Source organism: Streptomyces sp. (genome assembly GCF_050698815.1).
Lineage (GTDB): Bacteria > Actinomycetota > Actinomycetes > Streptomycetales > Streptomycetaceae > Streptomyces.
On sequence record NZ_JBOHCV010000531.1, the window covers coordinates 1 to 10,875 of the forward strand.

Annotated in this window: 11 protein-coding genes; 4 read left to right on the forward strand and 7 right to left on the reverse strand. The window is 71.8% G+C overall.

The window, feature by feature from the left end; all coding sequences use genetic code 11:
- Positions 1–502, reverse strand: a 502-nt coding sequence (locus ACRDP3_RS19180; RefSeq protein WP_431518193.1) for an FAD-binding oxidoreductase, incomplete at its 3' end; no start/stop codon positions are given.
- Between the two features lie 213 nt (positions 503–715).
- Between ACRDP3_RS19180 and ACRDP3_RS19185 the strand changes: the two genes are divergently transcribed.
- Together ACRDP3_RS19185 and ACRDP3_RS19190 are read left to right on the forward strand one after the other, a co-directional pair.
- Complete coding sequence (locus tag ACRDP3_RS19185) at positions 716–2,629, forward strand: ABC transporter ATP-binding protein (RefSeq protein ID WP_431518194.1); 1,914 nt, start codon at positions 716–718, stop codon at positions 2,627–2,629.
- 107 nt (positions 2,630–2,736) lie between these two features.
- Positions 2,737–4,050 carry an MFS transporter gene (locus ACRDP3_RS19190; protein WP_431518195.1) on the forward strand — a complete coding sequence of 438 codons (1,314 nt, stop codon included), beginning with the start codon at positions 2,737–2,739 and terminating at the stop codon, positions 4,048–4,050.
- Between the two features lie 44 nt (positions 4,051–4,094).
- Here the strand turns inward: ACRDP3_RS19190 and ACRDP3_RS19195 are convergent, their stop codons facing one another.
- Entirely contained in the window at positions 4,095–5,393 is a 1,299-nt protein-coding gene (locus ACRDP3_RS19195; RefSeq protein ID WP_431518196.1) for an exo-beta-N-acetylmuramidase NamZ family protein, read from the reverse strand.
- A gap of 142 nt (positions 5,394–5,535) precedes the next feature.
- On the opposite strand from ACRDP3_RS19195, the gene ACRDP3_RS19200 reads away from it, so the two are divergent.
- Positions 5,536–6,057 (forward strand): O-acetyl-ADP-ribose deacetylase, encoded by a 522-nt coding sequence (locus ACRDP3_RS19200; protein ID WP_431518197.1) that lies wholly within the window; start codon positions 5,536–5,538, stop codon positions 6,055–6,057.
- 287 nt (positions 6,058–6,344) lie between these two features.
- Here the strand turns inward: ACRDP3_RS19200 and ACRDP3_RS19205 are convergent, their stop codons facing one another.
- The gene (locus ACRDP3_RS19205) at positions 6,345–7,421 is read right to left on the reverse strand and encodes a questin oxidase family protein (RefSeq protein WP_431518198.1); all 1,077 of its coding nucleotides are present in this window, start codon (positions 7,419–7,421) and stop codon (positions 6,345–6,347) included.
- A gap of 121 nt (positions 7,422–7,542) precedes the next feature.
- Positions 7,543–7,935 (reverse strand): hypothetical protein, encoded by a 393-nt coding sequence (locus ACRDP3_RS19210; protein WP_431518199.1) that lies wholly within the window; start codon positions 7,933–7,935, stop codon positions 7,543–7,545.
- Positions 7,936–7,987: 52 nt separating this feature from the next.
- On the opposite strand from ACRDP3_RS19210, the gene ACRDP3_RS19215 reads away from it, so the two are divergent.
- Positions 7,988–8,440 (forward strand): MarR family winged helix-turn-helix transcriptional regulator, encoded by a 453-nt coding sequence (locus tag ACRDP3_RS19215; RefSeq protein ID WP_431518200.1) that lies wholly within the window; start codon positions 7,988–7,990, stop codon positions 8,438–8,440.
- 176 nt (positions 8,441–8,616) lie between these two features.
- Here ACRDP3_RS19215 and ACRDP3_RS19220 read toward each other — a convergent pair whose 3' ends face one another.
- The 3 genes from ACRDP3_RS19220 to ACRDP3_RS19230 form a co-directional block, all read right to left on the reverse strand.
- Positions 8,617–9,288 carry a DJ-1/PfpI family protein gene (locus ACRDP3_RS19220; RefSeq protein ID WP_431518201.1) on the reverse strand — a complete coding sequence of 224 codons (672 nt, stop codon included), beginning with the start codon at positions 9,286–9,288 and terminating at the stop codon, positions 8,617–8,619.
- Positions 9,289–9,353: 65 nt separating this feature from the next.
- Positions 9,354–10,310, reverse strand: a complete 957-nt coding sequence (locus ACRDP3_RS19225; protein WP_431518202.1) for a GlxA family transcriptional regulator — start codon at positions 10,308–10,310, stop codon at positions 9,354–9,356.
- Between the two features lie 198 nt (positions 10,311–10,508).
- The coding region (locus ACRDP3_RS19230; protein ID WP_431518203.1) for a LutC/YkgG family protein at positions 10,509–10,875 on the reverse strand (367 nt) is incomplete at its 5' end.

Genomic DNA, 10,875 nt, shown 5'->3' on the forward strand with positions numbered 1-10,875 from the left:
CGATGGCGCTCGCCGGGTCCGGACCCAGCAGCCGGCCATAGGGTGACAGGGCGGCGTTCGCCCGTACCACTGTCGTGCCGGGCTGGATGCGCGCGCGGGCGCCGTCCTCGCCGAGCACCTCGACCCCTGCCCAGTGGCGGCGTACGTCGACAAGGATGTCCTCTCCCTGAGCCTGCCCGTTCAGCGACGTCCCGGCGGCACGGAAGACGACTTGGCGGCCCTTGCCGCGGGCGTAGGAGAGCACAGCGGAGACGTCGTCGACGTCCTCCGCGATGACCACCACCTGCGGCACGAAGCGGTACGGGCTGGCGTCCGAGGCGTAACGCACCAGGTCCGACACCTTGCACAGCACCTTCTCGGCACCCAGCAGCCGACGCAGCTCACCGCGCAGCGGCTCGGGTGTGCCGTGGGCCAGCCGGTCCGGAACGCGGTCGGCGGCGGGTGTGTGACCGGCGCCCGCGTGCGGCCGCAGCGCACCGGAACCGGGGTCGAGCAGCGGCATGGGTCACTCCCTGGGGCGCGCGTGCACAGCGGATGCGCCCTCCATGCTATGCGCGGGTCAAGGGACCGTTCCGGGGCCGCACCCCCCGCACCAGGTCGTAAGGAACCGCCGGGCGCGCGTCCGGCGGTCCGCCTCCGGCGCGCCGTCCGGCCGCTCCTGCGGCGTAATCTCGAATGGCCGTTTGAGACCCTCCCCGCGACCCCAAGGAGCCCATTGCACCGCCACACTCCGGACTGGAGCCCACTGCCCAAGGACCCCGGCACCCCTGAGCCCCCCGCACAACTCCGCAGGATCCTCCGCATCTTCCGCCCCTACCGCGGCCGGCTCGCCGTGGTCGGCCTGCTGGTCGGCGCCTCGTCGGTGGTCTCGGTCGCCGCGCCCTTCCTGCTCCGCGAGATCCTCGATGTCGCCATCCCCGAGCGGCGCACCGCGCTGCTGAGCCTGCTCGCCCTCGGGCTGGTCGGCATCGCCGTGCTGAGCAGCGTCTTCGGCGTTCTGCAGACGCTGATCTCCACCACCGTCGGGCAACGCGTCATGCACGACCTGCGCACCGACGTCTACGCCAAGCTGCAGCGGATGCCGCTCGCCTTCTTCACCCGCACCCGTACCGGCGAGGTGCAGTCCCGCATCGCCAACGACATCGGCGGCATGCAGGCCACCGTCACCTCCACCGCGACCTCGCTGGTGTCCAATCTGACCGCCGTCGTCGCCACGGTCGTCGCCATGCTCGCCCTGGACTGGCGGCTGACCATCGCCTCACTTCTGCTGCTGCCGTTCTTCGTCTGGGTCAGCCGCCGCGTTGGCCGCGAGCGGAAGCGGATCACCACTCAGCGGCAGGCCCAGATGGCCGCGATGTCGGCCATCGTCACCGAGTCGCTGTCCGTCAGCGGCATCCTGCTCGGCCGCACCATGGGCCGCGCCGACTCCCTCACCCGCGGCTTCGCCGACGAGTCCGAACGCCTGGTCGGGCTGGAGATCCGTTCGCACATGGCCGGGCGCTGGCGGATGTCCACCATCGGCATCGTGATGGGCGCGATCCCCGCCCTGCTGTACTGGACGGCGGGGATGCTCGTCCACTTCGGCGGCCCCGGCTTCTCCATCGGCACGCTCGTCGCCTTCGTCACTCTCCAGCAGGGGCTGCTGCGGCCGACGGTCTCCCTGTTGTCGACCGGAGTGGAGATGCAGACCTCGCTCGCCCTCTTCCAGCGCATCTTCGAATACCTCGATCTGCGCGTGGACATCACCGAACCGGCGGCCCCGGTGCCGCTGCACGGGGTGCGCGGCGAGGTCCGCTTCGAAGAGGTGGACTTCGCCTACGACGGGAAGGACTCCGGCGGCACCCTGCACGGTGTCGACCTCACCGTTCCCGCGGGCAGCAGCCTCGCGGTGGTCGGCGTGACCGGCTCCGGGAAGAGCACGCTCAGCTACCTCGTGCCCCGCCTGTACGACGTCACCCGCGGCCGGGTCACGCTCGACGGCGTCGACGTGCGTGACCTCGACTTCGACACCCTCTCCCGCGCCGTCGGCGTCGTCTCCCAGGAGACCTACCTCTTCCACGCCTCCGTCGCCGAGAACCTCCGCTTCGCCAAGCCTGACGCCACCGACGCGCAGTTGCGTGCCGCCGCCGGGACAGCGCAGATCCACGACCACATCGCGGCACTGCCCGACGGCTACGACACCCTCGTCGGCGAGCGGGGCTACCGTTTCTCCGGCGGCGAGAAGCAGCGCCTCGCGCTCGCCCGTACGATCCTGCGCGACCCGCCCGTGCTCATCCTCGACGAGGCGACAAGCGCGCTGGACACCCGCACCGAACGCGCCGTCCAGCAGGCCATCGACGCCCTCTCGGCGGGCCGCACCACCCTCACCATCGCGCACCGACTCTCCACCGTCCGCGACGCCGACCAGATCGTGGTGCTCGAGGGCGGACGTATCGCCGAGCGCGGCACGCACGCCGAACTCCTGGCGGCCGGCGGGCGGTACGCGGCGCTGGTGCGCCGGGACGCCCGTACGTCGGTCTCCGCCGATTCCACCGGCGCCGGCCCCCGTGCTGATGTCCCGGCCGCGGCGGCCCCGGTCGCTGACGCCCCCGCCGAAGGCGCCCCTACGGCCGATGCGCCCGTGGTGTGAGCGCCTGCCCACGTGAGGGAGGAGGACTGGTGGGGAGAATGGGGAGTTCATGCGGCCGAGGCATTCGGACCGGTGTGCCCACACGGATACGGGGGAGATGAGGGTCCATGACTCAGCCCTCTGACGCCGGGCCCACGGAGGCAGCGCCCCAGGCCGGCACCGCGCCGCCCACACGCCCGGGACGCCAACTGCTCGCCGCCTCCGTAGGGAACGCCGTCGAGTGGTACGACTGGCTCGCCTACACCTTCCTCGCCACCTACATCGCGGCGGAGATCTTCCCCAAGGGCGCGGACAACTCCCTCGTACCCCTGCTGTCCACCTTCGCCGTCTTCGCCGTGGGCTTCTTCATGCGCCCGGTCGGCGGGCTGCTGATGGGAGCCGTCGCCGACCGCAGCGGACGCCGTGCCGCGCTGACGGTCACCATTCTGCTGATGGGCGGCAGCAGTCTGCTGATGGCCCTGACCCCCACCTACGCGGCGGCCGGAATCCTCGGTCCCGTGGTGCTGGTGGTCGCCAGGCTGCTGCAGGGACTGTCGGTCGGCGGCGAGTTCGCGGCCTCCACCACCTTTCTCGTCGAGTCCGCCCCACCGGGGCGGCGCGGGCTCTTCTCCAGCTTCCAGTACGTCTCCACCACCGCCGGACAGCTCGTCGCCTCCGGTGTCACGGCGCTCCTCCTCGCCTCCGTGGGCGACGTGCAGATGCAGGCGTGGGGATGGCGGGCGGCCTTCGTGCTCGGCGCGCTGCTGAGCCTGGTCGGCTTCTGGATCCGGCGCGGCGCGCAGGAGACCCGCAGCGCCGGGCAACTGGCCGCGCCGCGCCCCGGCCTCTTCGAAGCGCTGCGGTCCCACCCCCGCGAGTCGCTGCTGATCTGCGGGATCACCACGGGCGCCACCATCGCCTACTACACCTGGACCTCGTACCTGCCCACGTACGCCCAGGTCAACGTCGGCTTCGACAAGGGTGACTCGCTCGTCGTCGGCACCATCTCGCTCGCGTTCTTCGCACTGCTGCAACCTCTGGGCGGCATGCTCTCGGACCGGTTCGGGCGCAAGCCGCTGCTGCTCACCTTCGCCATCGGCTTCGCCGTCCTGGCCGTACCGCTGCTCCGCTCGGTCACCGACTCCTTCATGTCGCTGCTGCTCGTGCAGTGCGCGGGTCTGGTGCTGCTCACCGGCTACACCTCCGTCGCCGCAGCCGTGAACGCCGAGGTCTTTCCCGCACGGGTGCGCGCGGCGGGCATCGGCTTCCCGTACTCGCTGACGGTGGCCCTCTTCGGCGGCACCGCACCGTACATGGGCACGCTCTTCAAGGACCTGGGCCACCCCGACGCGTTCCCCTTCTACGTCGCCGGGCTGTGCCTGGTGTCCGCACTGGTGTACCTGCGGCTGCCGGAAGGAGCGCACAAGCCCCTGGAGCGCTGACGGTCAGCGGCCCCGCCGGCGGTCCGGTCTGCGGTCAGCGGTCGTCAGCGGTAGAGGAAGTAGCGGCGGCGCGTGCGGTCGAAGTCGCGGACCTCCGAGGTCCAGGCGGAGGTCACCGCGTCGGCCTCCTCGCCCTCGTCGAGCATCTCCCGCAGCCGGGGCGAGCCGGACAGCTTGTCGACCCAGTAGGGACGCTTCTTGTCCCAGTCGTCCTTGCGCCAGGCGAAGTCGTCGTACTTGAGCGCCTCGGCCAGCATCGCCACGGCCGTCGGGACGGCGCGGTAGCGGCTCGGGTCGGTGATGATCAGCTGGACGCCGGCGCAGGTCTTGCCCTGGTACTTGCTGAAGGTCGGAACGAAGTAGCCCTCGCGGAAGCGGACGCCCGGCAGCTCACGGGCGTTGAGCCGGTCGCTGAAGTGGTAGTCCAGGTACGGGGCGCCGATGAACTCGAACGGGCGGGTGGTGCCGCGGCCCTCGGAGAGGTTGGTGCCCTCGAAGTAGCCGGTGCCCGCGTAGGCGGTTGCGGTGTCCGGGAAGGGCATGTTCGGAGACGGCGGCACCCATGGCAGACCGGTGTCCTGGGCCAGTGCCGAGGGACGCCAGCCCCGTACCCGTACGACCTCCAGGTCCACCTTCTCGCCGTCGCCCTCCTGGGGCAGCAGTTCGCCGTTGAAGTAGCCGGCCAGCTCACCGACCGTCAGGCCGTGCTGCTGGATGATGGGCTTCAGCCCGACCCCCGAAGTGAACTCCTTCGTCATCAGCGGTCCGTCGGCGGGTCGCCCGATCGGGTTCGGGCGGTCCAGCACCACGAAGGAGGCACCGACGTCGCGGGCCGCGACCATCGCCTGGAACATCGTCCAGATGTAGGTGTAGAAGCGCACACCGACGTCCTGGATGTCGAAGACGACGGTGTCCGCGCCGGCCTTGCGGAACAGTGTGGCCATCTTCGCCGCGTCGGCCCCATAGGCGTCATAGACCGTCAGTCCCGTGCGCGGGTCCTTGAACTCCGGCTCGGACCCGCCCGCCTGCGCGCTGCCGCGGAAGCCGTGTTCGGGTCCGAAGACGCCGACGATGTCCAGTTCGCCGTGCGCGGCCATGGAGTCCACCACGTGACTTGCGTCCCGCAGTACGCCCGTGGGATTGCTGACGACGCCGACCTTGCGTCCGCGCAGCAGCTTCCATCCGGCCGCGGCGGCCACGTCGGCGCCCGGCATGACGTGCCTGTCCCCGCCCCGGGCAGCCTCCGCGGGGGCCGCGGCGGCGCTGGAAGCGAGCAGCGGCGTGCCGAGGGCGGCAGCCGTGCCGCCGAGGAAGAGTGAACGGCGGGAGGGAGCGCTGGGCATCGGGGTACGTCCTTCCGGAGGCGGTCGAACGGAGGGCAGGTCTGGAGGCGCAAGCTATCCCAGGGTCACAGTGGCTGCCAGGGTGCGCGCACGGTGCCAGAGGTCGGCGCAATGACAGGCCTCCGGTGCGAGGATGACCCGTATGCCGAACCCGACCATCACGCTCGTCCAGGGCGACATCACCGAACAGGCCGTGGACGCGGTGGTCAACGCCGCCAACTCCTCGCTGCTGGGCGGCGGCGGTGTGGACGGCGCCATCCACCGCAAGGGCGGCCCGGACATCCTGGCGGAGTGCCGCGAGCTGCGGGCCGCGCACTACGGCGGCGGGCTGCCCACCGGACAGGCCGTGTCGACCACCGCCGGGCGGCTGCCCGCCCACTGGGTGATCCACACGGTCGGCCCTGTCTGGGCCAAGAGCGAGGACCGCTCCGCGCTGCTGGCCTCCTGCTATCGCGAGTCGCTGCGCCAGGCACGGGAGCTCGGCGCCCGCACCGTCGCCTTCCCGGCGATCTCCACCGGCGTGTACGGCTGGCCGCTCGACGACGGCGCGCGCATCGCCGTGGCCACGGTGCGCGAGGAGGGCGAGGGCTTCGACGAACTGCGTTTCGTGCTCTTCGACAAGCACTCCCACGACGCCTTCGCCGCCCGCCTGCCGCTGCCGTGAAAACGTCCCCTCAGTGCTGGACCGTCACGGGCCACTCGTGCACTCCGGATGTCACCGACGCGGGCTGCTGCCCCGGTAGTTCGACGGTCGATCAGGCGGGACGGACGATGGGGTCGACGGCGGCACGGTTGCTCGTCGACCGCATCGACGGCCGGGTCACCTCGATGCGCGCCCTCAGCTCCCCGACCCTCGTAGTCCGAAGGACGACAGCCGCCCGCCGCTGAAACGGCGAGGCCGAGATCGTTCGCCGAGGGGCGGGCGACACCGCGCGGTTCGAACAGCGGCGTTCAAGGCTCGATGAGCTCGATCGCGCGCAGCGCGGCGGCCAGCGCCAAGCCGTCGCCCCGACCGTCAGTCCCCGCGTCCCAGGCGGCCACGTCCAGGGCCGTGTCCGTGAGTTTGATGGCGTGTTCGTCGCCGTGCGCGGCCGCGCGCTCGAAGACCTCTCCGGCGGTCGTGCGGTCCGCCGCCGCTCCCGCCGGGGCGATCGCCTCGGCCGGAGCGTAGGCCGCGGTCACGGCGGTGGCGGCCGACCAGGCCGCGTCCAGACTCGGCAGCCAGAACTCGGGCGGCAGCGCGGGCAGGGTGCGCAGCACGGCGTTGGGCGCGGTGGCGGCATGTACGAGCATGACCGGCTCTCCGTGTGCGTGCGTGGCGTACCGGTGTGTCGCCGCCCGTACCAGCTCCCGCAGACGCCATCGTGCGTGCTCCGGGTCCGGACCGTCCGTGGCGGGACGGCCGGGGAGTCCTGAGATCCGGGCGAACCGGTCCCGGATGCCGCCGGTCTGGTCGCTGATGCGGGGCACGGCTGCGAGGCCGGCGGCGGCGGAGCCGGCGGCGGCGGGAAGCCGGGCGATCCCGGTCAGGGTCTGGTGCCGGGCTGCCCAGTAGCCGAGGGCGTGTGCGAGTTCCGTGAGCCGCGGCCCGTGTCTGTCGTCCCCCGCAGGCTCTTCGTCGAGCAGGGTGCGCACGGCGTGTCCGACCCGGATCACACCGTGCGTGGCGGAGGCGGTGATGCCGGGCAGCAGTCTGGGCCACCACTCGGTGAGGACGTCACGCCACGGGCGGGTATCGAGACTGCGGGAGAAATGGCCGATCCAGTCGGTCAGCCGCCGTGGATCGCCCAGCGCCTCCTGCCAGTTGGCCGCGGTCACGGGCACGGACCGTGCGGGCATGTCCTCCAGCTTGTCCCGGTAGCCGTCGAGCCACCGGTGCACGGCCGGCGCCTGCCCGTGCCGCACCAGGGCCTCGACCGTCATGGGCGCGTGATTGCTCAGCCAGCCTTCGCGCTCCGGACCTGCACGGTGCAGCCGTTCCAGCGCCTCGTCGAGGATGCCGCTGCTGTCAGCGGTGTGGGTGTCCATGCTGATGACGCTAGCCATGACCGGTGCGATGCGTAACGGGCTGCGGTCCTAGTACTCCAGCGGTAGCCCGTTATCGCCACTGGCCGTAGGACTTGCCCCGTCGGACAGGCCCGAGCGAGGCTCAGGCGAGCAAGCCACTACGGGCGCGGGTCCAGGTCTCCGCGGGGGCGAACGCGTCCGAGTGCCAGGTGGTGGAGGTCAGGGAGCCTCTCGCCCGGTACGCGCGCATGATCTCGACGTGCGGCGGCCAGGCGATGAACCGGTGCAGGGCGGTCTCGTCGCGCCAGACAGCCACGGCACCGCAGCGGCGGGCGGTAGGGCGTGCCCAGAGCCACATGCCGTACGCCCCTTCCAACTCCGGCCAGCCCGCCGCGAGTCGCCGGGCCGCACGGTGGACCCCCGGCAGGTCCATGACCCTGTCGAGCCTGAAGTCGGTGACGCTGATCAGGACGGGGCCGTCCCGGCCGTGGTCCGGCCCGGGTGTCCAGGACGACCTCAACAATTTGATACGCATGCGCTTACGATCTGCTTGAGCGTACGGTTTGTCAACGGGTACGTTCACCGGCATGAACGCAGCTCCCGGGAACACGCCCCGCCCCGACCTCGCCGCGATGGTCGTCCCCCTGGGCCGCGCCCTGATGGCCGCCGAACAGCCGGCCCTCGACGCCCACGGCCTCACCATGTGGGCTTACGCGGTGCTGTCCCATCTCGACGAGACACCCCTGCGCACCCAGGCCGCACTGGCCGAGGCCATCCACGCCGACAAGACCCGGATCATCGCCGTACTCGACGACCTGGAGTCCCGCGGGCTGTTGACCCGCCGGCCCGACCCCACGGACCGCCGGGTGCGCCTGCTCTCCCTCACTCCGGAGGGCCGCCGACTCCGGGACACCGTCCGGGCCGCCGTCCAGGACGGCGAGGAACGCCTGCTCGGGCAGGTTCCGGCCGCCGACCGGGAGGCATTCCTCCGGAGCCTGCGCACTCTGCACGAGATGAGCCACGGCCGTCCAGGTCGCTGAACGACACCTCACCCCCACCAGGGGCGGCCCCAAACCCAGGGTTGGGCAGGGGTGTTGAGCTGTTGTGGCGCAATGCGTGTGACGCGGGTGATCACGTCCGGGCGGGCGAGGGAAGCGCTGGCACGCCGCGGAGGGCATCGCCGTATTTCTGGAGCGCAGGGGGCCGCGTCACCTGGTCAGTTCGGCTCCGGTCGGTCCGGCTCGCCCAGGACCAGCTGGCCCATCCGGGCCTGGAAGGCCTCGTGCACCTCCGCCGGGGCCTTCGTCGGAGAGCCGGAGTCATACGGCGGCTGCGGGTCGTACTCGATCGCAAGCTGGATGGCCTGGGCCTCCGTCCCGCCCGCGATCCGGCCCGCGAGGGTGAGCGCCATGTCGAGGCCTGAGGAGACGCCGGCGGCGGTGACGTACTTGCCCTCGACCACCACCCGTTCCAGCGTGGGCTGAGCCCCGTAGGCGGGGAGCTGCTCGAGGGCCAGCCAGTGGGACGTGGCCCTGCGGCCCGTGAGCAGTCCGGCGGCCCCGAGGATCAAGGAGCCGGCGCAGACCGATGTGGTCCAGATGGTGTACGGGTCGACGGCGCGCACCCACTCCACCAGCGGTCGGGCGCCGTCCTCCGCCAGTTGGTCCAGAACTCCCGGGCCACCGGGCATCAGCAGGATGTCCGGGCGGGTCACCTCGTCGAGGGTCGCCTCGGCGACGAGGGACAGCTCGCCGGACTCGTTCGGCACGGGGCCGCGGCGCTCGGCCGCGAAGACGACGTCGGTCCGGGGCAGTCGGGTCAGCACCTCGTACGGGCCGACGGCGTCGAGCGAGGTGAAGCGGGGGAAGAGGGCTATCGCGATCTGCACGGGGCTCCTCGATTCGGCAGGCGGCAGGTCTTTGTCCCGCGGCGTGGCGGGCGGGTGGCTGAAGCTCAGTGCGCGGGTGCGGGGCTGAAGCGGCGGCGGTACTCGGCCGGGGCGGTGTCCAGGGTGCGTACGAAAGCGCGGCGCATCGCCTCCGGGGTGCCGTAACCGCAGGCGCGGGAGATCTCCTCGACGCCGTCGGAGGTGTCCTCCAGCAGTCGGCGAGCGGCTTCGAGGCGTACCTGGTCGACGAAGCGGCCCGGCGTCATCCCGGTCTCCGCCCGGAAGGCCCGGGCGAAGTGCCGCGGTGAGAGGCTGGCGCGGGCGGCGAGCGCCTCGACGGACAGGTCCGCTGCCAGGTGCTCGGCGATCCAGCTCTGCGCCTCGCGCAGTGGCTCCCGCCGGGCCGTCTGGGCGGCCAGCTGGGCGCTGAACTGCGCCTGGTTTCCCGGCCTGCGCAGGAATACCACCAGGTGACGGGCGATGGACAGCGCCACCTCCCGGCCGAGGTCCTCCTCCACGATGGCGAGCGCCAGGTCGATCCCGGCGGTGACTCCTGCCGAAGTATGGACGCGACCGTCCTGGATGAAGATCGGGTCCGGGTCGACGGAGACCCCGGGGTGCTTGCGCAGCCGGTCGCAGTGTGCCCAGTGCGTCGTGGCCCGCCGCCCGTCGAGCAGTCCGGCCTCGGCCAGCAGTAGTGCGCCGGTGCACACGGAGACCAGCCGCTCGGCCCGCGGGGCGTGTTCGCGCAGCCAGTCGACGATGCGCGGATCGGGCTGGAAGGCGCCCTCGCCGCCGGGAACCACGAGAGTGTGCGGCGCGGTCTCGTCGGCCAGGTCCGCGTCCGGTGCCAGCCGCAGTCCGCTGAAGCAGCGGACAGCGGTGCCGCCGGGGCTCGCCGTGCGCACCTCGTAAGAGCCCCCGGGGTGGCGGGCGGCGCCGGCGAAGACCTCGAGAGGTCCGCTGACGTCGAGGCTTTGGACGCCGTCGTAGAGGACGAAGAGCACGGTGCGTGGCCGCATGGCGACCATCGTGGCGGAGCGGGGCGTTGGCAGCAATGACGGATACCCCACCTTTTCTGCCGCACGAATCCGCTTGATCCCCATGCGAACCTGCCCGCCGAGTGCGGTGTGTGCGCTTGTGCGTGATGCCGGCCGCAGTCAGCGTCTCGCGCCAGGCGTAGGACTAGTAGCAGGACACGGCGGTGTGGATGTAGCCGATCAGTCCTCCGGGCTGGTACGCGGGTCGGGGGACACGAGGATCACCTCCAGCGTGCGCGGGCCGTGCACGCCCTCGACGCGGTCGAGTTCGATGTCGCTGGTGGCCGAGGGCCCCGAGATCCACGTCTGGGGCCGGGCAGGATCGAGCCGTTCGAGCCCCTCCGGGACGGAGTCGACGATCTGGCCGGGGGCGTGTACGACGCAGACGTGATGGTCCGGCACCAGCGTGATGCGGCGACGGCCCTGCTCCGGCCCGGCGTCCAGGACGATGGTCCCGGTCTCCGCGATGGCCACGGCGCAGCCTGTGACGACGCTGTCGACGGCGTCGAGGTCGTGCGGGGTGAGGGCGGGGGAGTCGGCGACACGT

Bases quoted from the DNA above. Each gene is read 5' to 3' on its own strand.
- ACRDP3_RS19190 (WP_431518195.1), top strand. From the start codon at position 2,737: ATGACTCAGCCCTCTGACGCCGGGCCCACGGAGGCAGCGCCCCAGGCC.
- ACRDP3_RS19195 (WP_431518196.1), bottom strand. From the start codon at position 5,393: ATGCCCAGCGCTCCCTCCCGCCGTTCACTCTTCCTCGGCGGCACGGCT.
- ACRDP3_RS19200 (WP_431518197.1), top strand. From the start codon at position 5,536: ATGCCGAACCCGACCATCACGCTCGTCCAGGGCGACATCACCGAACAG.
- ACRDP3_RS19205 (WP_431518198.1), bottom strand. From the start codon at position 7,421: ATGGACACCCACACCGCTGACAGCAGCGGCATCCTCGACGAGGCGCTG.
- ACRDP3_RS19210 (WP_431518199.1), bottom strand. From the start codon at position 7,935: ATGCGTATCAAATTGTTGAGGTCGTCCTGGACACCCGGGCCGGACCAC.
- ACRDP3_RS19215 (WP_431518200.1), top strand. From the start codon at position 7,988: ATGAACGCAGCTCCCGGGAACACGCCCCGCCCCGACCTCGCCGCGATG.
- ACRDP3_RS19225 (WP_431518202.1), bottom strand. From the start codon at position 10,310: ATGCGGCCACGCACCGTGCTCTTCGTCCTCTACGACGGCGTCCAAAGC.